General features: G+C 55.7%; 14 protein-coding genes and 1 pseudogene. 12 read left to right on the plus strand and 3 right to left on the minus strand.

Annotated elements, in window-relative coordinates; genetic code table 11:
* Positions 1 to 389 precede the first annotated feature (389 nt).
* From BDD14_RS22400 to BDD14_RS34640, 5 genes and pseudogenes are all read left to right on the plus strand, one after another.
* Positions 390 to 3,650 (plus strand): TonB-dependent receptor, encoded by a 3,261-nt coding sequence (locus BDD14_RS22400; protein WP_242618132.1) that lies wholly within the window; start codon positions 390 to 392, stop codon positions 3,648 to 3,650.
* A 495-nt stretch (positions 3,651 to 4,145) separates the two neighbouring features.
* Positions 4,146 to 4,433 carry a hypothetical protein gene (locus BDD14_RS34025; RefSeq protein WP_341273331.1) on the plus strand — a complete coding sequence of 96 codons (288 nt, stop codon included), beginning with the start codon at positions 4,146 to 4,148 and terminating at the stop codon, positions 4,431 to 4,433.
* A gap of 209 nt (positions 4,434 to 4,642) precedes the next feature.
* Positions 4,643 to 4,982, plus strand: a pseudogene (locus tag BDD14_RS34030) (hypothetical protein).
* A 296-nt stretch (positions 4,983 to 5,278) separates the two neighbouring features.
* Positions 5,279 to 5,446: an FAD-binding protein gene (locus tag BDD14_RS34635; RefSeq protein WP_130421388.1), complete on the plus strand. Its 168-nt coding sequence runs from the start codon at positions 5,279 to 5,281 to the stop codon at positions 5,444 to 5,446.
* Between the two features lie 511 nt (positions 5,447 to 5,957).
* The gene (locus BDD14_RS34640) at positions 5,958 to 6,119 is read left to right on the plus strand and encodes an FAD-linked oxidase C-terminal domain-containing protein (RefSeq protein WP_423201813.1); all 162 of its coding nucleotides are present in this window, start codon (positions 5,958 to 5,960) and stop codon (positions 6,117 to 6,119) included.
* Between the two features lie 976 nt (positions 6,120 to 7,095).
* Here the strand turns inward: BDD14_RS34640 and BDD14_RS22425 are convergent.
* Positions 7,096 to 10,515, minus strand: coding sequence for a TonB-dependent receptor (locus tag BDD14_RS22425; protein ID WP_130421392.1), 3,420 nt, complete (start codon positions 10,513 to 10,515; stop codon positions 7,096 to 7,098).
* Positions 10,516 to 11,111: 596 nt separating this feature from the next.
* Here BDD14_RS22425 and peaA point away from each other — a divergent pair.
* Genes peaA through qhpE form a run of 6 tightly spaced genes read left to right on the plus strand, consistent with a single transcriptional unit; the run spans position 11,112 to position 18,283 of the window.
* The gene (gene peaA, locus BDD14_RS22430; RefSeq protein ID WP_130421394.1) at positions 11,112 to 12,881 is read left to right on the plus strand and encodes a quinohemoprotein amine dehydrogenase subunit alpha; all 1,770 of its coding nucleotides are present in this window, start codon (positions 11,112 to 11,114) and stop codon (positions 12,879 to 12,881) included.
* Entirely contained in the window at positions 12,878 to 14,305 is a 1,428-nt protein-coding gene (peaB, locus tag BDD14_RS22435; protein ID WP_130421396.1) for a quinohemoprotein amine dehydrogenase maturation protein, read from the plus strand. The genes peaA and peaB overlap by 4 nt, the downstream gene beginning before the upstream one ends.
* Positions 14,302 to 14,637 carry a quinohemoprotein amine dehydrogenase subunit gamma gene (gene qhpC / locus BDD14_RS22440; protein WP_130421398.1) on the plus strand — a complete coding sequence of 112 codons (336 nt, stop codon included), beginning with the start codon at positions 14,302 to 14,304 and terminating at the stop codon, positions 14,635 to 14,637. The genes peaB and qhpC overlap by 4 nt, the downstream gene beginning before the upstream one ends.
* Positions 14,638 to 14,653: 16 nt before the next feature.
* Entirely contained in the window at positions 14,654 to 15,778 is a 1,125-nt protein-coding gene (locus tag BDD14_RS22445) for a YncE family protein (protein ID WP_130421400.1), read from the plus strand.
* Between the two features lie 19 nt (positions 15,779 to 15,797).
* Positions 15,798 to 17,603 carry an ABC transporter ATP-binding protein gene (locus BDD14_RS22450; RefSeq protein WP_130421402.1) on the plus strand — a complete coding sequence of 602 codons (1,806 nt, stop codon included), beginning with the start codon at positions 15,798 to 15,800 and terminating at the stop codon, positions 17,601 to 17,603.
* Positions 17,600 to 18,283 (plus strand): subtilisin-like serine protease QhpE, encoded by a 684-nt coding sequence (gene qhpE / locus BDD14_RS22455; protein WP_130421404.1) that lies wholly within the window; start codon positions 17,600 to 17,602, stop codon positions 18,281 to 18,283. The genes BDD14_RS22450 and qhpE overlap by 4 nt, the downstream gene beginning before the upstream one ends.
* Here qhpE and BDD14_RS22460 read toward each other — a convergent pair.
* Both BDD14_RS22460 and BDD14_RS22465 read right to left on the minus strand, forming a co-directional pair.
* Positions 18,278 to 19,309: an NAD(P)/FAD-dependent oxidoreductase gene (locus BDD14_RS22460; RefSeq protein WP_130421406.1), complete on the minus strand. Its 1,032-nt coding sequence runs from the start codon at positions 19,307 to 19,309 to the stop codon at positions 18,278 to 18,280. The genes qhpE and BDD14_RS22460 overlap by 6 nt on opposite strands.
* Before the next feature lie 55 nt (positions 19,310 to 19,364).
* A complete protein-coding gene (locus BDD14_RS22465) occupies positions 19,365 to 20,369 on the minus strand; it encodes a LysR family transcriptional regulator (protein WP_130421408.1) in 1,005 nt (334 codons plus the stop codon).
* A 720-nt stretch (positions 20,370 to 21,089) separates the two neighbouring features.
* Here BDD14_RS22465 and BDD14_RS22470 point away from each other — a divergent pair.
* Positions 21,090 to 21,368: a hypothetical protein gene (locus tag BDD14_RS22470; protein WP_130421410.1), complete on the plus strand. Its 279-nt coding sequence runs from the start codon at positions 21,090 to 21,092 to the stop codon at positions 21,366 to 21,368.
* The last annotated feature ends 314 nt before the right edge of the window (positions 21,369 to 21,682 follow it).

Below are 21,682 nucleotides of genomic sequence, written 5' to 3' on the forward strand. Positions count from 1 at the left end.
GGCTCAAGCCCCATGGCGGAAGTGTCGTTTTCTTTAGGCGCTTACGGGAAGGTTTTTGCTCATTTTGCAGTGACGCTGTTTATTACATTGATTAGCCTCATTGACGAGCGTTGAGGGCTTCTTTGTAGCTTAAAGGGCCTTGAAATTTCCCCCATACATGAGCGAGGAAAGAATTTGTCTTGACAGTGCTGAGATGCCATGGGTAGGATTCCCGGCGAAATGAGACGTCTCAAAAAATGTTTTCCAAATGCTATTCCGTGCCAAGACAGCCAGGCAGATCAAGGCACACCCGACGTTTTGATCGGGCCACTTCGGAGGCTTCAAACGTGAATATCTCAACAAGCAGGAGTACAGACGTGCGCAACAAAGCATCAATGTGGAATCGAAAAGTGACAGCGAATGAGAATGCGATCTTTCGTATCGCGCGCCTGGCGTCGGTCACTCTGATCATGGCGACGGGGCCCGTTGTGACGTCCAGTCTAGTCACGCTGCCCGCATTTGGTCAGGCCAGTTCCAGCTCTGACGCGGTCGGACGGGTAACGGATTCGACCGGCGCCACGGTTCCCGGTGCGACGGTGCACCTGACGAATAACGCCACGGGTGCCGATCGTAGTGCTACAACCAACGACGGCGGTGACTGGTCGATTCCAAACCTGCCGCCGGCAAACTACCGTTTACGAGTGGAGAAGGAAGGTTTCAAGAGCAGCACGATTCCTTCGCTGGACGTGGAGATCGGCAAGACCGCGAACGGTTCCGTAACGTTGAGCGTCGGCGAAAGAACCGAGACCGTGGAAGTGAGCACACTGCCTGCCCAGTTGCAGACAACGGAGGCGACCGTCGGACAGGTTATCGATCAGAAGCAGATCACCGACTTGCCGCTGAACGGCCGCAACGTGCTTCAGCTTGCGACGCTTGCCCCGGGCGTTTCGCCACCGCAGACCGGCCAGACCGGTAGCCCAGGTCGTTTCGGTACACGCAGTCTGTTCATCACTGTGGATGGCGGCCGCGGCAGTTCCACCAATTACGTGTTGGACGGAACCTATATCCGTTCCGTTCGCTTCAACAATATGTCAATTCAGCCGAATGTGGACACAATTCAGGAGTTCAACCTGCTCCGCAACTCCTTCTCCACCGAGTACGGCCAAGGGCAAGCGGTGGTTTCGATGGTGACAAAGTCGGGATCAAATCAGATCCACGGCAGCGCGTATGAGTTTGCCCGCAACAGCGTCTTCGACGCCCGTAACTACTTCTCAAACACAGGCGCAAAGCCGGACTTCACTCGTCATCAGTACGGCGGCACAGTTGGCTTTCCCATTATCAAGGACAGGCTGTTCGTCTTTGGCGGTTACGAAGGTCTACGTACAAATCGTTCCACTCCGCAATTCGGCAATTTTCCAACTCCTGCCCAGCTCGGAACTCCGGACCCGAGCAACACACTCGCGCAGGTCACAAATCCTACTATTCCGGTTCCGAATATTGACCCAAACATCTCGGGCGGCAACAACTACGTCAACTATCAGACAACGACTGACAATTACGACCAGTATACGATTCGTGCGGACCAGTCACTATCGCAGCGCAACCAGCTTTTTGAGCGGTATGTTGATTTCAATTCCAATCAATTCCTTCCGTCGGTTCAGGGCGGGATTAATAACACCCTTATTGGCCGCAATGCTGTCCTCGGGCACACATTCCTCGTCACTCCCAACATCGTGAATGAGGCACGTGTCGGCTACAATATGTACTTCAACTTTGAAAACGGAGTCGGTTACCAGCCGGGCACCAATTTCGCGGCGCTGGAAGGCTTGAAGTTCGTCACCGGTCTAACAGACCCCACGCAATACGGCCGCGCGAATGTCACGATTCAAGGCTTCACCAACACATTCGACAATATCACGAACCAAGGAGGTAACGAAAACATCATCAGCGTCGGTGATTCGCTCAGCCTTGTCAAAGGGAAACACACACTCAAGTTTGGTTTTCAGTATCAAAATCGCCGCGTGGTCTTGCTCGCTGATAACAATGGGAATGGTGCGTTTACATTCGGTCCCTGCACCGCCGCAACTTCGACGAGCAATGGTGCATGTGATCCCGCGCTTAAGATCAATCCTGCGACGGGCCTTCTTTACACCGCTTTAGAGAACTATCGCCGTGGATATTGCACCGCCAGTTGCAACGGCAACTACGGCACCACTCGTGGTCACTACAGAGACAACACCTATGGGGCCTTCATTAGCGACGTATGGCAGTTAGGTCATGGCTTAACGGTCAATGCCGGTCTGCGTTGGGAGTACAACTCGCCCTTCGTCGAGCAGAATGGCTTGGAGGGAACGCTGGATCCTACTCTTGGCAAGATTAAATACAGCAAAGTTCCAGCCTTCATTCCCCAGGCATTCCTGCCATATGTGGTCACTGATTCCACCTATAGCCCGGGCATCCTTCAGCCGAGGAGAAAAGGGTTTGGTCCCCGTCTCGGCGTAGCCTATGAAGCGCATCCGGGAACTGTCTTCCGTGTCGGCGGTGGAATCTTTTTCGACAATACCAACACCAACGAACTGCAGTTCACCCGATACGCAGCGCCGCTCTACTATCAACAATCTCTCAGCAATATCTTCGTGCAGAACGCATTCCCAGATCCTACGCTCGGATCTGCCGGTTTGCCTGCACCGTTCTCCATCAATCCTAATAACTCCATGCCTTACACCTATGAGTGGACGGCAAGCGTTCAGCAGGATCTTGGTCACGGCCTCATTTTCGAGCTTGCATACACTGCGAGCGCAACCCGAAAGCTCTGGAAGCGCTATGACCAGAACATGGATTCACTGTTTCCCGGCTACACTTCCTCCGGAGGCAGCAATACGACTAATGTAGGTGTCCGGCCATTCCCACAATTCCAGCACGGCGTTCTCACCAGTCGCAATGCTGCGACAGCTAACTTCAATGGCCTTTCGGTCAAAGCAGAAAAGCGCGTCAAGAATGGTTTCTACTTTCTTTCCAGCTATCAATGGTCAAAGAACCTGGACAACAACTCGGGCGAGGTGGAGGCGAACGATACCTCGTATGCTACCGACTTCGGCTTCGACTACTCCTATGCACGTTTTGACGTGCCGCACCGCGCCGTTATGAGCGGCGGATATGAACTTCCATTCGGTAGAGGCCACGCCATGCTGCAGAAGGGTGTCGGCAACGTCCTCGCAGGAGGATGGTCGATTCAACCAGCCGTTCAACTCCGCAGCGGCTATCCGTTCTCTGTCTCCCGCTCCGGTGCTACGTTCGGAACGTATACCCCCGGGCGCGTCAACCTCGCACCCGGTCGGACTATTGCGAGCGCCGTCCGACGCAATCCTTCCCCTAACAACTGGTTTGACCCATCGGCCTTTGTCGATCCGGGACCGACCTTGCAGGGCAACGTGACCCGTAATGTACTTCGCGGACCGGGTACTGCACAGGTTGATTTTTCGGCGATCAAGAGTTTCCGGATCTTCGAGCGAATCAACACGCAGTTCCGCGCAGAGGCTTACAACATCATCAATCACCCCATCTTCGCGCAGCCGCAAGCGAACATCTCCACCACGAGTACTGTGGGCAAGATATCGGCCACATCAGGTGACAATCGCAGCATTCAGCTTGCAGTGAAGGTAATGTTCTAGCAGAACCAAGAAATTGTATTCCGAGGGCCTGACGGTTTAGCACTCCGTCAGGCTATTCGTCTTTATTCGCAAGATGATTTAAGTCGTGATAGAGGAGTACCAGACTCTTCTTTAGATCGGAACCCCTGCGAAAATTTTCGTCGGGCTTGCTTGGTAGAGAGTGCCCACGGAAAGACCTTAATTGCGGAACGAATTGAAGTCGCTTGTGTCCCAACCTCAAGAGCATCCCAAGTCATTGTTTACGAAGGCAACCAGGGAACTTCCGTTTGACGTGGTTTTATTCGCATAGGCTCTCCGCGTTTCATCACCAGCTCTCTTCAGTACTTAAGTCTCTGCGCCGGCTGTGTGTAGACAAAACCCCTGTACGGTTTCATATAGTTATTTCCATTCTTGGGAAGCACTGACGCTAGGAACTTCCGATGACTAGCCGAACTTCGACCTACACGTGAAAGCCTCCTTCGTCTGATTCTTCATCAGGAGTCAATTGTGCTCGAAATGCCAACGGGAGTGCAGATCAATGCACCGATGACACCCGCCTTTACCAATCTTTTATCGCCGGCCACCATAGATTTTTTTACTCAATTGCAGAGGAGATTTGGTGAGCGTCGAAAAAAGTTGTTAGCGGCGCGAATCGCGCGCCAACGAAAGTTGGATGCTGGTGAAAAACCGGACTTTCTTCCCGAAACGAGGCATGTTCGAAAAGAAAATTGGCGTTGTGCCCACTTCCAGGGGATCTCTACGACCGCCGTGTCGAAATCACAGGTCCTGTCGATCGGAAGATGATCATAAATGCTCTCAATTCGGGAGCCAACGTCTTCATGGCAGACTTCGAAGATTCCTCCACTCTGCTCTGGAGAAATCTCCTAGAGGTCCAGATCAATTTATGCGATGCAATTCGCCGTACGATCACATTTGAAGATCAGCAGACCGGGAAAAGCTATAAGCTGAACGACAAGGCCGCTGTACTTTTCCTAAGACCTCGCGGCTGGCACATGGAAGAGCAGCATGTTTTAGTTGACGGGAAGCCTATCTATGCTTCCATCTTTGATTTTGATATTTACTTTTTTGAATGCGAGGGAACTGCTCAATCGAGGGAGCAGTCCGTATTTTTACCATCCTAGGATGGAATCGCATTTGGAGGCTCGTTCTAGGGAACGACATTTTCTTATGCTTTCCTACACCTCGTCTTTGCGGCGAACCGCACCCGTGGAGCCTACGCTCCTCATCCTGTCGAGGCGAGCGGAATCGCGGAGATTTTTTGATGAATGCCTCGGATCGTGCTCGGCAGCGGCTCGCCGAGATTGTGGGATCAGATCATGTAGTGGTCGATAATCCTAAAACCCTAACGATCACCCTCCGAGACAAAGGAGGTGTCGGGCGTTCTTTCTTTTGCAAAGATAATAATTTCATGATATCTCCGCGGGGAGCGGTACCAACTGGACTGGGGAGGTCGGTTGGCTCCTCGAATTTACATCTCTCTCACTCGTCTTAATAAGCTAATCGAGCATCGAGGGCAGGACCTCACCTGTACGGTACAAGCAGGTTGTCGGTGGCAGACACTCTAACAAAGTCTTGCAAGACATGGCTAGTTCATTGCACTCGACTCCTTATTTAAAAATTGAGCCACCGTGGGAGGCGTCCTGTCCACAAACGATTCTGGAGCTCTTCGCCACGGATACGGTAGTCTTAGAGATCTTGTAATAGGTATGACTCTTGTTCTATCGGACGGAACCATTGCTAATACTGGTGGCAAGATAGTGAGGAATGTCGAGGGGACGACCTTTGTAAGCTCTTGACAGGTAGTTATGGAACCCTAGGAGTGATCACAGAAGCTACCTTTCGGTTACACCCCCCAGCCTCGACACGAACAGAGCTTCACGATCGTTGCGTCAAAAGCCTCTGAATTGGCTTCTCTCCTAGCTTCTATTCGGGGGAGCCATCTACTAACGCAAGCTGTCCAGCCCCGCTTTAATGGACAAAAGTTCTATTTGGATGTTAAGTTGAACGCTCACCCTAAAGCGAACCATAAATCGATCTCGCGCGTAGGGGGAGAGGGAAGGATTAATTCTCGAAGATGCAGCCGAAGGGACTTGGGCCGTGAGGCAAGCCCTATTTACCTCAGATTCAACGATCCTCCGTGCTTCTACGCTTCCTACCCAGATATGCGCATATCTGGATCAACTGCAACTCATTCAGTCTGCAGTTGAGATCCGATGCGTCTCTCAGGTTCTAGGTCTGCACTATATGTCACTTCGTGGCTCATCGGGGAAGATTGAAGCCATCATTCACAAGCTCAGTGCGGACGACATGCATTCTGGGAACACTGTGTCAGTGTTGCAATGCGGCCCAGGCTTCAATCTTCCGGCATTCGATATACCTGTGGCTACATTGTCCGTGATGCAGTCAATTAAGCGTCAATTCGATCCTTATAATATCTTGAATCCAGGAAAGCTCTTCGCGGGAATATAGACAGGTAATGGCCAATCTAACTCATGGGACGAATTCAGTAGCTCTGCAAAACAAGGTAGTTTCGATGCCAATAACCCGCCATCGAAGAGCCTGCTCTCTGATGGCGTTCACTGCGGCTTCTGCCTTACCCGCCTGCCCCACCTACGTTCTTTGGCGTGAGGAGATGGACTCGCCTCGAGGCCGCATCTATATGATGGCAAAAGCAACCCAAGGGGGAAGCTCAGCTCGATCAGCAATTCGAACAGCACATGGACAATTGTTTGGGTTGCATGGCTGCATGACTGCCTGTCCCTCTGGAGTAAAGTACGACAGACTGATTGAAGGCACACGTTTTCAGATAGAACGGAATATCCCTCGCTCGGTCTCAGATTCGACGTTTCGTAAACTTCTATTTGCAATATTTCCTTATCCGAAGCGTCTTCGTGTCCTTGCGTTTCCTATGCTGTTCCCAAAACATTTTGTAGCTATGGAGTCTTTGTCCCTCATGTGACGCAGTATTTGAAATGGCTAATGTCGATTACGTCATTATCAACGCCGCCGGTTGTGGGTCCACCATGAAGGGCTATGGTCATCTCCTTAGTGACGAGCCGGTGTGACGCGAGCGGGCAAAGATATTCGCCTCTAAATGTAGAGACATCTCCGAAATTCTTCTCTCAAGGCCGATGCAGCAACGTCGAAACCCGCTTCCGCTTCGCGTGGCATATCACGATGCTCGCCACCTTCGTCATGCTCAGGGTATTTATGCTGAGCCCCGGTCATTGCTTCGGAGCATTCCTCATCTTGAGATTCTAGAAATAGCGGAACCCAGCCTTTTGTTGTGGTTCCGCAGGAGTCTATAACATCTTGCGACCTGATCCTGCCGAAGAGCTTTGGCGATCGTAAGGTCAAAAAAATACTTGCAACCTGTGCTCAAGCGTTAGTGAGTGCAAAACCGGGTTTGGGGACGTGGTTGCGGAGGAATCAAGGATTTTGGGGATTAGAACGAAAACCTTGCAGTAAGGGCAACGGCTCGAGGTCCGGCGTTATCCTTGGTCTGCACGCTGGTGATCTGTCCGAAGTTCGAGGTCGCGATATCGAGCGAGGCCGGAACATCGTAGTTGTGGTGGTTGAAGAGGTTCTGAACCTGTGCCCCTACCTGAAGCTCGATCTGCTCCGTAAAGCTCACGCTCTTCATCAATGATGTCGAGAAGGTGTTTGTGCCGGGACCGACCACGCTGCCGACGCTCGCCGTTCCCTGGCGGCCAATGTTGGCCCCAGGATTGACAAAGGCACCGCTGTTAAGAGCGTTGCGCGCGCCCAGTCCCGTCGTGTAAGGGGAAATGCCGGGTACCTTGTCAGGGCGGGCATAGGACTGAACTCCCTTCGAGATCATGCCTGTGCCTGTTGGATCGACGGCAGAGGTGATCGGCGTAAGGAACGGGCCGCTCTGCTGCAGGTAGTAGCCGGCAAGCTGCCAATCGTTCACCAGGGCATTCACAAAGGAGCTGGAACTGCCCAGGAACATTCTGTTACGCCCAAACGGCAGGTCGTACAAAAACGAAGCCATGAAGCGATTCCGTCGCGTGTAGATAACATTTCCGTAGTCTTTGCCTATATGATAGACGTCGCTTGGTGACCCACCGATCTCGCTCGCATTCGTGGTGGGGTTCATGCCACCTTCCTCCGACAGGTTGCGAGCGAACGTATAACTTCCCTGGAACTGCAGGCCACGGGTCATGCGATGGTTGGCTTCGAGCGTCATGGCGTTGTAGTTGCTCGATGCCAGGTTCAGAACTGTGTAGATTGAATTCAACGTTGGGAATGGTCGTTGGGAGAGAGAAGGAGTGCCAGTCCCATAGGGCAGCTGATTGACGTCAGAGTACATGCCGAGATTCTGGCCGTGGCTTCCGGCATATGATGCGCGGAGGCCAGTGTTGAAGCCGAGATCTTGCTCTACGGTCAGGTTCCATTGCTGGACTGTCGGGTCTCTGTAGGTAGGACTAACGGCATAGTCGAAGTCAAGCGATCCCACTGCTGATGTGGCGATACCAAACGGCGATGGAAACGAGAGTGCCGGTCTTCCGTTTACATACGAATTGGAATAGGTATTGACTGCGCTGCCAGATACAGCCCATCCGCCAACCACGTTACCGCCCAGCGCTCCGGCGATGAAGCGGCCGAAGCCACCACGGATGACTGTCTTGTCGTTATGAAGTGGACGCCAGGCAAAGCCGAAGCGTGGAGCGAAGTCGTTCTTCGAGACAGACACAAGCGCCGTCGAAATTCCCGCCTGCTGTGCCGTCAGAATCGGCATGGGCGCGATCCCGCTTCGAAAAGCCTCGAGCACGTTGTGGTCGATAGCATATTGCGTGGGAACCACGACCGCACCCCGCACGTTGGTACCGTTTATGTTGGAGTAGTAGTTGGCAAGAAACTGCGCGCTGTTCTCGTACTTGTCACGCAGCATCGGGTGGTACTCGTATCGAAGCCCGAAGTTCAGCGTCAGGCTGCTGGTGATCTTCCAGTCATCCTGAACATAAACGGCATACGCGTTGCCGCGGCCATTCATGTTAGGCGCCAGAACATCCGAAACGGTCGTCGAATCCGGATACCCCACCAGAAAGGAAGCGAACGGAACGCCAACTTTCTTGCCGACGGTGCTGCTGCCGTTGAAGACATATCTGCCAAGTCTGGAACTGCCGAAGACATTACCAGCGTAGGCATACATGCGTCGCCAATCGCCGCCCATCTTCACGGTGTGCTGATTTCGAGACCACGTAACGTTATCGATGATCTGATAGGTATTGCTGCTTCCTTTTGAGGAACCGGTGCCCCCAGGAGCTGTAAATCCGGTGATGCGAACGTTGGGGGAGGCCGCTACCGTAGGGCTGATCAAGTCCGGAATTCCCGTAATTCCAATACTCGTAAATGCCGCGGAGTTGTCGTTGAAACTGGTTTCGGTGATGAACTTACTCAGGCCTCCGCGAAGCTCGTTGAGGAGCGACGGCGTGATCACGTAGTTGTAGGCGACCGCTAGGCTGGTGTCCTTTTCAGGTTTTCTGAAGACACCAATCAGCGCCGATCCACCGGTCGAAGCATTTGATGTGGGAGGGGTCGATACGTTCCGCTGTTTGTAGCTGTAGCGCGCGTAGATATTCTGATGCGGAGTCAGTGTTCGGTCGATACGTGCGTCGCCCTGGTCCGAAGTGATCGGCGTCGAGAAGTTCTGCTGGTAGTTGTTGCTGGTCGCATTCGAGGGGCCGTAGTTCGGCAGCGGATAATATCTCGTCAAAAGGGTTTGCGACACACTGCTGATGTCACTGGCCGGGATCTTATTACCGGCATAGGGCACACCGGCTGCATTATTCACTTGCGTAGCGTATGCCGAAAGATCGCCACTGCGCATCGCCGCTGTCGGAACACTCTGGATGACATTGGATTGCTGCGGCAAGCGCAGGCCTTCGTAGCTCAGGAAGTAAAACGTCTTATCGCGGCCATCATAGAGGTGAGGGATCATGACCGGTCCGCCGTAAAAGATTCCGAAATCGTTCATAACGAGCTTGGGTTTTGTGGCCGCGAAAGGATCCTTCGAGTTGAATCCAGCGGTCTCATAGTTATCGAAGGCGCCGCCGTGGCCGTGGTTGTTGCCTCCTCGGGTCACGGTGGTGATGTCGCTGATCCCACCGAACTCAGCGGCGTTGGCGTTCTGGCTGATGCGAATCTCTTCGATCGTGTTAAACGACGGGAACAGCTCCGCCGCGGGAATACTGGAGCGGACGTTCATTGTGCTGATACCGTCGACGGTCACCGATAGCAGGCTTGGTTTTGCGCCTGCCACAGAGATGTTACCGGCCGAGTCAGTCTGCACGCCGGCCTGCGAGGTCAGCGTGGAGTACGGGCTCGTCGAGCCAGAACCTCGCGAGCTGACGGCCAGAGGCAGCGTGTTCAGCTCGATACCACTGCGGGTCTCCGATAGATTTGAAGTGTCCGTATTGATCACCGCTGCTGCGGCTTCAACTGAGACCGACTCCGACTGCTGGCCAAGCTTGAGTGTGCCATCGACACGCTGTGTCTCGCGCGCCTGCAACGTCAGCCCTGTGAACTGCAGCGTCTGGAAGCCGGCGAACTCGACAACCACCCTGTAACTTCCCGCCTCAATGTTCAGAAGCGTGTATTGACCATCAGCGCCAGTAACCGCCGTCTGTACGGACGCCGTGCCTACGCGATAAAGCTTTACGGTGGCGCCCACTACGACTGCACCTTGAGGATCCTTGATGGAGCCGACGAACGAGCCAAACGTCGACTGCGCGAGCGAAATCGCAGGACAGATGACCAGGCTCAGCAGGCAAAGCAGTCTCAAAAGAGATGCAAAGGGGCGTGTCTGCCGCAGCGGCAGCTGTGAGTAAAGATGGCGCATCTTTAACCCTTTCTAGGTGAAGAGATGAAAATGAACGGCAGCTTCAAAAGCTAGTTTTGAGCAAAGTTCAACTTGACGTGACCCGCTTCTGCGAGAGCTCGCAGAAGACACCTGCAGCGGCAATCTCGGTTAGCGAGAAGGCCGTGATGAGTTGCGTCGGATGGCTTCGATGTGCAGACAGTAACGTTGTGTTGATCGAAAGTCAAACACTCATCGATGCCGAATTGCTCATTAATTTTTATGCGACTTAGAGGCTGAAGTTATCTAGCCGATCGGAGGCGCGGTTGGTTAGCAATCGGCCGCCTTCGTACAGTGAGAGAATACTGCTTGTTGCTGAGATGGCTCGTTTCATGACGAAGAGTATCGCCAGGGTGGGCGATCTGCTACATAGATTCTTCTTATCTAGGACAAAACTTATAACTATTTGTGCGGACTGTTGCTCTGCCATACATTTCGTGTAGTTCACATCTCTAGCCGTTTTCCGTTATTTCTTTTTATTTGGGATCTCTGCATTAATTTGGGATTCCTAAAGCGTCGCCGTCTCTAAACAAACGACATTATCTTCTTGAACCGATTCCAGTAAGGACAATCTCAGCATGAAGAGTTCTGGAAGGCGTAGTGCAGGGTACAAGCTCTCAGTGGTTGCGGCGGCCTCGATCTTACTGTGGCACAGTGCGCCGATACGATCTCAGCAGGCTCCAGACCAGCAGGTAAAGGGAATACCTGCGTCAGGTGATGAGGGCTTTCCGGTTAAGGATCCGTTGGTCCAGCAGAAATGCGGTTCGTGCCACGTGCAGGATGCGAAGGAAAACATGAGCCGCATCTCCTATATCCGGACGACGCCGGAAGGATGGGAAGAGGCAATCAAGCGAATGATCCGCTTGAACGGTCTTCAGTTGACGCCGGATGAAGCCAGGCACATTCTTCGCTATTTGAGCGACGACCACGGCCTTTCTCCTCAGGAGGCGAAGAAGACCGCTTACTTCGCAGAGCGTCGTGTGGTTGATGAGGATGTACCGAATCAGACCGTGGAAGCAGCCTGCGGATCTTGCCACGCGATTGCAAAGCCTCTCTCCTGGCATCGCACGGCGGCCGATTGGAAATATCTGAAGAACATGCACATCGCGTTCTTCCCGGCCGTTGAGTCCTCATCCTTTTCTGGATTAACCTATCGGACGGGACACGAAGGTCCTCCTCCGCCTCCGCACATGGGGCCGGATGGAAAGCCGATCAAGGCTGTTGACGAAGCGCTGGAATGGGTTGTGAAGAGCTCGCCTCTGCACACGCCTGAGTGGTCCAACTGGCAGAGCATGATGCAGGAGCCAAAGCTTGACGGTAACTGGCTCGTCAGCGGTCGAGAGCCCGGCAAGGGTCCCTTCCAGGGCAAGATGACTATCAAGGCTGGCGGAGCCCCGGGCGACTTTGTGACCGAGACGACGGTCAAGTATCTTGATGGCTCAACCTACACGGCGAAGGGTGCGTCGATCGTCTACACCGGCTATGCGTGGCGCGGCCGCTCTGAAGCCACGTCGGATGCCGCGGGTCCGGCCGCTCCTGCAAGAGTGCGCGAGGTCATGATGCTCTCGCCCGACGGCAGTAAGCTCGAAGGCCGCTGGTTCTGGGGCGTCTACCAGGAGTTCGGCATGAACGTGACGCTTACGAGAGATACGGGTGCGCCCGTCTTGCTCGGAGTCAGCGTCCCATCGCTCAAGGCCGGGTCGACCGGAACGAAGCTCACCATCTTCGGCGACAACCTTCCTAAGGAGATCGCTGCATCAGACGTCGACTTTGGCGCAGGTGTGACAGTGACCTCGGTTGAAGCCAGCCCGACCTCAATCACGGTGGCTGCCAACGTAGCCGCAGACGCGCGACCCGGGAAGCGGACGATCTCCGTCAAAGGCATCACGCTGCCCGGAGCGGTCGCAGTCTATGACCACATCGACTTCCTCAAGGTCACTCCGGGAACCTCCATTGCACGGCTTGGCAGCGAAACCCACAACAAGGGCTACGCGCAGTTCGAGGCTGAGGCCTATAGCTTCGGTCCTGACGGCAAGGCCATGACGCCCGACGATATTCCTCTCGGTGTTGTGCCTGCTACTTGGAAGATGGAGGAGTTTGTCGCCTCCTATGGTGACGACGACGTCGACTACGTGGGAACCCTGAACAGCAAGACTGGCCTCTTCTCGCCGTCGTCCGATGGCCCGAACCCTAAGCGTAGGTCGATGCGAAACAACTATGGCGATGTCTGGGTCGTCGCTTCGTACATCCCTGAGGGAGCGTCGAAGCCTGTCACCGGTCGCAGCTATATGATCGTTACCGTTCCGCAGTACCTGCAGTACGACCAGCCGGAGGTGGCCGCACAATGAACCTGTCCCTGGGTGAGTTTCATCGCTTTCGCGGAGGAGACGAAAGCTTCCTCTATATGGTTGGGAGCGGCGGAATCGTCGCGCTGGACGGGATCTCCGATGCCGCACTGCGCAAGCTGGAGTCGGTATCGCTCAGCGCAGACGATCTGGTCGATGAGTTGGTGCGCGAAGGGCACTCGAAAGAGGAGGCCCGCGGTTCCGTCCGCGAGCTCTGGCAGCTGGGCGCGCTCTCAGACGGGATGAAGAAGCCGGTCGTCTCGCAGCCGTTACCGGAGGAGTTTCCGCTGCAGAGCATCGTGCTGAACATCACGAACCAGTGCAATCTCTCGTGTTCGTACTGTTATGAGTTTGGCGAAGACAAGATCGCAACACCTGACGGCAAGCCGAAGTTTATGGGCTGGGATACGGCGAAGACGTCGATCGACTATCTCTTTGAGAGTGCAAAATCCCGCGACGCAATTCACATAACCTTCTTCGGCGGCGAGACACTGATGAACTTCCCCCTGTTGCAGAAGGTAGTCGAGTATGCTCGGGGACAGGCTGCAGAGCGAGGCATAAGAATCGGCTTCAGCTTAACCACCAACGCAACGCTACTCACGACGAAGATCATCGATTTTCTCGCAGACAACGAAGTCGGCGTTACGGTCAGCATCGACGGCCCCCAGGAGATGCAGGACAAGTTTCGCATCTTCTCCAATGGCAAGGGCAGCTATGACGTCATCAAGCCGAAGATCCAGGAGCTGATCGCGCGCCACAAGACTCGTCCGATCGCTGCGCGAGTTACGCTGACCTCTGGCGCGAACGACGTGCTGAAGATATACAACCACCTCAAGCACGAGCTCAACTTCCACGAGGTCGCCTTTGCCCCGGTAACTACTTCACCGGACCGCCTGTACGCGATTGGCGAGCCCGGCATGGACAAAGTGCTCGAGCAGTTCACCGAGCTCGCGAAGGACTATCTCAAAAGTGCACTGCGCGGTGAGCATCATGGATTTTCGAACGTCAGCGATACTCTCGCCGAGCTTCACCAGGGCGTCAACAAGTCTCTCCCCTGTGGTGCTGGTCTCGGCATGGTTGGAGTCGGTCCTTCCGGCGATATCGCTCCGTGTCATCGCTTCGTCGACTCCGACGAACATGTGATCGGACACATCGACACCGGTATCGACATCGAAAAGCGGAGCGAATTCCTTAAGAAGGGAAGCATCGACGGCAAGTACGACTGCCATAGCTGCTTCGCGAGGCCGCTCTGCGCCGGCGGCTGCCATCACGAGGCGTTCGTCCGCTATGGAGACTCCGGCCACGCGAACCTTCACTACTGCGACTGGATTCGCGGCTGGACGCACACGTGTCTGGGCATCTATGGCGCGATTGCGGCGGAGAACCCAACATTTCTGGAGCACTTTTCGGAAAGGAAGGCATCATGAAGCACTTGCGAGCTATCAACAAGAAGGCTGCGCGTATCGTGGAACAGAATGCGGCTCAGGAGAACGATATTCTTGGTCTGCAGCAGCAACCTGTACAGAATGCCCACGTGCCGATGGGTTGCTCGATCGTCTTCTCGCCAGGATGGGAGGTCGACTCTGCAGGTGGCACTGCCGGACTCTGTCAGCCGGTGGAGCGAGATATCTTTGATTGCTATGTCACATGCTACTGGCCTGCCCAGGTTCCCGATCACCTGAACAACTATCCCGACTGGACCAGCAAGTGCGCGGTTGCGACCAAGGACTGGCGCAACATTGACATCGTCTTCCCATAACACTAAAGAGCGAGGAATGAAAATGCGAACGTTTTCCGCCGTTCTGGCGATGTGTCTCTGCGCAATTTCTGCTGTTGCCGCACCGGCCAAAACCGTAACGTCTACTCCCGCGGAGTTGATGTACCTCGGCGTATGGCCGCATACCATCCTTGTCGTCGATGCGAATCAGGAGAAGGTTGTCGATAAGATCGATCTGCCGACGGACATCGCACGCACCATGCTGCTCTCGCCTGATAAGACCAAGCTGATCGTCTCGACCCTGCGCGATAACTCGATCCTCACCATCGACCTTGCGACCAAGAAGATCGAAAACTGCTTCTCTCTCAACGACGGCCCCAGCAGTCTCAGGATAGGCGGCCTCACCACCGATCCCAGCGGAAGGCTTCTCTACGCCGTCGGCACTGCAATCGACAAGAAGATCGACCACTACGAGATCGGCGAACCGAAGTTGATGGTTATCGATCTCGCGGCGAAGAAGGTCACTCGCTCGGCGGAGTTCGGCAAGGACGATGCCTTCACCTCGCAGCGCGCCTCCATGAAGGTCTCGCCCGATGGCAAGCTTCTCTACATGTTCCGCCAGTCGATCTTTGTCTACGACACCTCGACCCTGAAGCTCGTGAAGAAGATCGAGTTGAGCAAGGCGGAGGCGCCGGAGACAGCCAGCATGTCACTCAGTCCCGTCGAGGATCCCAATGCGGTTCCCGGCAAGGTGACCGGTATATTCAACTCCTCTGACCCTTACGTCCACCAGCGCGTCTTCGGTATAGCTGAGGTCGACCTCGCAACGCAAGACTACGAACTCACCCCCATCGGTCCCTCTGCAACCAGTATTCAACCACTGTTGATGAGTCCGGACCGCAAGTACGGCTACACGGTCGCCATCTACGGAACCAACGGAAACCGCGTCACCGAGTTCTGGGTCTTCGACATGAAGACGAGAAAGCTGCTCAACAAGCACGAGTTCGTCGGCCGCACCCGTCTGAACTTCGGCCTCACCGCCGACGGGACGAAGCTGCTGATCTACAACGCCGGCTTTGAGATCGAAGTCTACGACGCGAAGACGCTCGCCATGCGGAGCACGATCGATCTCCATGGCGATACCACGTCGAACCTTGTGGTAATGCCCACCGCAGGAAAGTGAGTTGGATGAAGGACCGAGAATGAGTCGCGAGCCTCTGTCTAGACCGGCTCTCTTCCGGCAGTACCGTCGCGCGGTCCGTTACGTGCGGCCTTACACCACCTCGCTCGTCGCCTTCATCCTCCTGGGACTGATATCGACGGCGCTCGGCCTCGCGCAGCCCTACATGTCTCGCTTCCTGGTAGACGATGCTCTGCTGGGCCACAACCGCCGCGCCCTTCTCATCATCGCCTCGGCGATGGTTGCCGTGGCAGTCCTCAGTTCTGCTATCTCGTTCGCCTCCAGCTACACCTATCTTCGCCTCTCGACCAGCAGCCTGTTCGATATGCGGCTGGATCTCTACCGTCATCTGCAGCGCCTCTCCCCCCGGTTCTTCGCGGGCAGAAAGCTCGGCGACCTGGTCTCACGCATCAATAACGACATCGGCGAGGTCCAGCGGGTCGCGTCGGATGCTCTCCTCTCCCTGCTCTCGAACGTCCTCTTCCTCGTAGGAAGCATCGGAATGATGCTGTGGCTTAACTGGCAGCTAACCATTGTCAGCGTCGTTCTGCTGCCGATTTCGATATTTGCGCTGCGGCACTATCAAGGCCGCCTCGTACTCCAGACTAAGGACATCCGCCAGAGAAGCTCCGACCTCGGCAGCTTCCTGATCGAATCTTTGATGGGCTTGCGCATGACCGTTTCCTGCGTCGCTGAAGAACGCGAAGCGTTTCGTTTTCGCCGGTTCAACGACGGCTTCATCCAGGCGCTCCTCAAGACCCAGGTGACCTCGTTCCTTGCCGGAGCGCTGCCCGCACTCGTGCTGACCTTTGCAACCTCGCTCATGTTTCTGTACGGAGGCTGGCTGGTCTTCGCTGGCAAGCTCACCATCGGCGGACTACTGGCGTTTATCGCCTACCAGGCCAAGCTCCTCTCTCCCGTACAGAATCTGCTCGCGCTCTATACCAATCTGCTCACAGGCGGAGTCGCGCTGGACCGTGTCTTCGAGCTGATGGACATTCCCGCAGAGGTCAGGGAGCCGGAGCATCCAACGCCTCTACCCACGAGACTCGGTACCTTCAGGCTGAAGGACGTCAGTTTTTCCTACAAGGATGCGCCGGCGATTGAGAATATCAACCTGACGATTACAAAGGGCTCCTTCTGCGTCCTGCTCGGTCCCAGCGGCTCAGGAAAATCGACGCTGGCCGACATGCTGTTGCGCTACTACGATCCCGACTCAGGAGCCATCACGGTCGATGGCGTCGACCTTCGCTTCGCTGGCCTCGCCGAACTTCGCGGCCAGATTGCCATCGTCGAACAGGTACCCTACCTCTTCCATGCCACGATCGAAGAGAACATAGCCTACGGCCGACCCGATGCCAGTCTCCCTGAGATTCGCGAGTGCGCGAAGGCCGCTAATATAGACGCCTTCATCATGAGTCTGCCCGATGGTTACGCCACCATCGTCGGCGAGCGTGGCGCGACTCTCTCGGTAGGAGAGCGTCAGCGGATCGCAATCGCCCGCGCTCTCCTGCGTAACCCCGCATTGCTGATCCTCGACGAACCCACGGCCTCGCTCGATCCCGCCTCCGAGGCCGCTGTCTCGGTCGCGCTCGCACGAGTAAGCGAAGGACGAACGACCCTTCTTATTACCCATCGTCATGCGCTGATCGAGATGGCCGACCAGATCGTCGTCCTCGACAAGGGGCGCGTTATTGAAAGCGGCTCGCCGAATGACTTGATTCGCTCCGGCGGCTACGTGGCAAAGCACATGGCCAGCCATGCCGGACTCCGACAGCTCGAAAGCAACGCCTCCGTGGAGAAGGCATTGGAGAAGGCATTCGCATGAGCCGTGTTCGCGTTGCAGTTCTGGACAGCGGAGTCCACCCTTCGCATCCCCACGTCGGTAACCTGGCCAAGGGAGTCCAGATTACAGCTCAGGGCGAGTCGGAGGATACGCTCGACCGCCTGGGACACGGTACTGCCGTGGCATCGGTCATCCATCATCTCTCGCCGCAGGTGGAGATCGTACCGGTCAAGATCTTCGACAACCAGCTGGCGACCAACCTCGCGATCATTCTTCGCGCCGTCGACTGGTGCCTGCAAAACGATATTCAGGTGATTAATCTGAGTCTCGGCACAACGAACGAGCAACACCGCGAAGCCTTCGAGCAGATGGGGAGCCGCGTCGCGCTGCACGATGCGGTGGTTGTCTCTGCACACTCGATGGAGGCGACACGTCTCCTCCCCGGAACGCTGCCCGGTATCGTTGGCGTTGTCGCTGATGCCCGCTGTGATCCCACTGGCTACAGCATCCAACGCGAGGAAGAGAAGACGATCTTCGGTGCGCTTCCATATCCGCGCGACATTCCCGGCGTACCCCGCGAGGCCAATCTCAACGGCGTCAGCTTCGCTGTGGCGCGTGTCTCCGCGTATATCGGTCGTTCCTGGTCGCAGCGCACGCAGGACGAGAGCTGGGAGGCCATTCTTTCTTCACCTGACCATGCTCCCGCACTGCAGTTTCTATAACGCAGCCAGCGGCGAGATCGCCTCGAGATCGAGTCCACGGAAACGAAACTGCGCAGGAGCCGACGTGGCGAGGCCAGAACGCAATTCTGCAATGCCCGCTTTAAGAGCGGCGTCCTCGGCGCGCCAAAAATCGGAGCTGCCGCCGGAGCTATAAAAAGAACTGCAGATCACCAGGTGCTGGAGGAACGCCTGTTGCAAACGGCAGGTGTAGTGGGCCAGCAGAGCCTCAACCGGCTCACCTCGCATTGCAGCCCGAATCAATGCCACAGCCAGGTAGGCCTCCCGTACAGCATGGCCGGCGCCCTCGCCGCACAGCGGATCAAACCGCATAGCCGCACTGCCCGTACGAACAACTCCGCCGTTGCACAGAGTGCGCGCGATTCGCGGCGCGATCGATACGGTCGCTGACGCGGACGAGATATCCGACAGTCGGGAAACGATCAGTCGACTCTGCCGCAACGCTGACTCCGGATCAGTGCCCGAAGCGATCAGCGAGGCCTCGCTCCCATTGAAGGGAAGCAGAAAGAGCCACCCCTCTGGCGTCGACTCCATCCAGCAGCTGGTTGAATCGACGAGATTTCGCACTGTCACTCGATAAGAGACCGCGCGCCTCTCGCCGTAGATGTTGAACTCTGAGTCGTGAGCGGAGCTGTGAGTCGCAATCAGCCAACTCGCGCTCATTGGAACAGCCAGCCTGTGCTTCCTCAGGGAGGAACGCATCGCAGCGATAAGGATCTCTTCGGAGATCGCGATTCCATCGTGCTCCACTGTGATCGGTTTCGTCGCCTCACCCCACAGCACAACCCTCTTTCTGATCCGCCAACCGCTATCGAGAAGCGAGGTCGATCGGCAGACGTCTCTCAGTAACGAAGCAGCCTGCGCCCCCAGCAGAATAGCCGGCTGTTTCGTGGTTCGGCCCGATGAGAGGGAGCAGGCGATCTCGCTCCGCGAAAAGAGATGAGCGCAGCAGAGGGCTGCAACGCCGTCGCCCTCGATGGAAATGCCGGATACGCCCGCGGCGTTCATCGCTTTTCTCCGCTCAGTGCATCTCCTCCGCGGCCCCAGTGCAACTGGTTCAGCGTCACGCCGTTCCCACGATCTCCGACCGAAGGGAGTCGGCAATCGAGAAGGGCTGCTCGAAGCTTACGTCCTTGACATCGTTGCTCCAGCGAAACGCTACGGGATCGAACGACTTGATGGACTCCACGGTCGAATTGATGAAGGCCTCGACACGCCGCGTCATGCTGGCCGTACCGGGAACGGTCAGAACAATGTTGGCTGGCGGCACATCTTCGGCGATGGGAAGACAGATTACGCTCTTGCCGTCGTAGCTGTGATCCAGTGCCGGGCGGACGTTCAGAATGGCATAGCCCGTTCCCGCGGCGACCAATCCGCGCACAAGCTCGAAGTTTTTTACGCGCTGTCCAATTCTCGGAGGGCGGTCCTGCTTCTGAAACAATGAAAGAAGGTATTCGTCGTTCTGCGGCCTGTCGAAGATGACGAGCGGTTCGTCGACCATGTCGCGAAGCTTCACATAAGAGCGGCTTGCCATGCGATGGGTCTTTGGCAGCAGGACGTAAGGCTTCAGTTCGAGCAGAGGAATCTTGCGGAAGGAGGAATCGAGATTATTGAGGTCATACATGAGACAGACCTCGATGTTTCCGGAACGGAGGCGCCGCGTCAGGCTCTCCGTAGTGCCATCGAAGATCGTCGTCACGACTCCCGGGTGCTCCTGTTCAAATGTCTCGAGAATGCGCGGAAGGAAGAAGGGACCAATGGTCGAAAAGCATCCGATGTCCAGTTTGCCCGTGATTGTCTCCGTCAGCTCCCGTGCTCGCCGTTGGAGGTTCGTCGCCCTGGCCAGGACCTCGCGGGCCTCCGAGATGAAGCCCTGGCCGGCGGCCGTCAGCGTAACCCCCTTGGCATGATGCCGGACGAAACACTGGAGCCCGAAGACCTCTTCCAGGTGCGAAATTGCTGCCGAAACTCCCGGCTGCGAGACATACAACGACCGCGCAGCTGCGGAGACGCTCCCGTGATCTGCAACTGCAATCAGGTACTTCAATTGCTGAAGGGTATAGTTCATCGCCTAATCCCTGAGCTGGAATATGGAATATGTCTTTGATTGGGTGCTTGCTGCGACGGGGGAGCGAATCCAGACTAGCGCACCTGGCTCTGATCCGCAATATGTAACGTCGAAGGAACGCGAAACTGGCGAGGAACGCATCAATATTGTGGCTTACACTTGCGTCGTATGAGACTCATGGCGCTTCTTGCGACATTTGCGTTGTCCGTCGCCGGCACCGTATTCCTGCTCAGGCAGGCAAGACCACACCTGACCTTTTCATCGAAATCTTCTTCGGTTCGATCAGAAGCAGGGCGGCGTTCAGGGTGTACCTCGACTCCTGAGTTGAGACGGCAAGGATGGTGTGAGCAATCAAGGAACGAAGAACGGAAACCGAAAAGACGACCGGCGTCAAGTAAGGTGCGGTTAGCCGACAAACCAGAAGTAAATACCGAGAAGAGCACCTGTCGCTACTGACCAGCCTCCATACGGCAAGGAACCGATCCTGGTGATCCACCTTTCCGGGGAACATACGCGATCCGGCGTGCGTAAGTGTATTCATCTCTTCCCCGCCGGAGGTTCGCGATGTCGACACTCAACCATGCTCTGTTCACATCTCTGCTCTGCCTTGGATCTCTTCCTTTGGGGGGACAGATTTCAATGCCCAGTGTTCAAGAGGATGGTACGAGGGCCGGTTTGGTCAAAGCCGTCGGCGAGTCTATTCGATTCCGGAGCATACGCATGCCTCGCCGACTGACAGACTCAGTTGGCGGCCGAGTTACGGGCTCTCCTGCCGCGCAGAAGGCGATCAAATGGGCAGTCAATCAGATGAAGATGGCCGGTCTGACGAACGTGCATAAGGAACCTTGGGCACTCTTTCGCGGCTGGACGCGCGGCACCGCTACCGCCGAAATGGTCGAGCCGCTCCAGCGTAAGCTCTACATCGATTCCCTCGGTTGGGTTGGCTCAACGCCGGCAGATGGCGTAGACGCTCAGGTAGTCGCGGTCAACCTCGTCTAGATGAACTCAAGACGGACGCTAGTATTCAGGCGCGCCCCGGTCATGGTCGTATTCTGCTCATGCCATTGGGCGAGACCGGCGACCATATCATGCGAGCCACGAGAATCGATGAGGTATATCGAACCTGATCTCGAGTGAAGTTGAAGACGACAGAGCCCGCTTCCTGATCATTGGATGCCAGCTTGAACGCCCGGCCCGAAACCAGTACTTAGATATCAACAGCCTTGCGTTCCGGGATTATTTTTGGTGAGAAGTTTAGTCCACCAATGCACTCCCCTGATAGTCGCGGATACTATCGCTAGCCGCTTGCAGAC

This window comes from Edaphobacter modestus (genome assembly GCF_004217555.1).
Taxonomy (GTDB): domain Bacteria; phylum Acidobacteriota; class Terriglobia; order Terriglobales; family Acidobacteriaceae; genus Edaphobacter; species Edaphobacter modestus.

What these genes read in the sequence shown, in the direction of transcription:
- qhpE (WP_130421404.1), top strand. Translation starts at nt 17,600, where the DNA reads ATGAGCCGTGTTCGCGTTGCAGTTCTGGACAGCGGAGTCCACCCTTCG.
- BDD14_RS22425 (WP_130421392.1), bottom strand. Translation starts at nt 10,515, where the DNA reads ATGCGCCATCTTTACTCACAGCTGCCGCTGCGGCAGACACGCCCCTTT.
- BDD14_RS22445 (WP_130421400.1), top strand. Translation starts at nt 14,654, where the DNA reads ATGAAAATGCGAACGTTTTCCGCCGTTCTGGCGATGTGTCTCTGCGCA.
- BDD14_RS34640 (WP_423201813.1), top strand. Translation starts at nt 5,958, where the DNA reads ATGCATTCTGGGAACACTGTGTCAGTGTTGCAATGCGGCCCAGGCTTC.
- peaA (WP_130421394.1), top strand. Translation starts at nt 11,112, where the DNA reads ATGAAGAGTTCTGGAAGGCGTAGTGCAGGGTACAAGCTCTCAGTGGTT.
- peaB (WP_130421396.1), top strand. Translation starts at nt 12,878, where the DNA reads ATGAACCTGTCCCTGGGTGAGTTTCATCGCTTTCGCGGAGGAGACGAA.
- BDD14_RS22450 (WP_130421402.1), top strand. Translation starts at nt 15,798, where the DNA reads ATGAGTCGCGAGCCTCTGTCTAGACCGGCTCTCTTCCGGCAGTACCGT.
- BDD14_RS22465 (WP_130421408.1), bottom strand. Translation starts at nt 20,369, where the DNA reads ATGAACTATACCCTTCAGCAATTGAAGTACCTGATTGCAGTTGCAGAT.
- BDD14_RS22470 (WP_130421410.1), top strand. Translation starts at nt 21,090, where the DNA reads ATGCCTCGCCGACTGACAGACTCAGTTGGCGGCCGAGTTACGGGCTCT.
- BDD14_RS22460 (WP_130421406.1), bottom strand. Translation starts at nt 19,309, where the DNA reads ATGAACGCCGCGGGCGTATCCGGCATTTCCATCGAGGGCGACGGCGTT.
- BDD14_RS34025 (WP_341273331.1), top strand. Translation starts at nt 4,146, where the DNA reads ATGCCAACGGGAGTGCAGATCAATGCACCGATGACACCCGCCTTTACC.
- qhpC (WP_130421398.1), top strand. Translation starts at nt 14,302, where the DNA reads ATGAAGCACTTGCGAGCTATCAACAAGAAGGCTGCGCGTATCGTGGAA.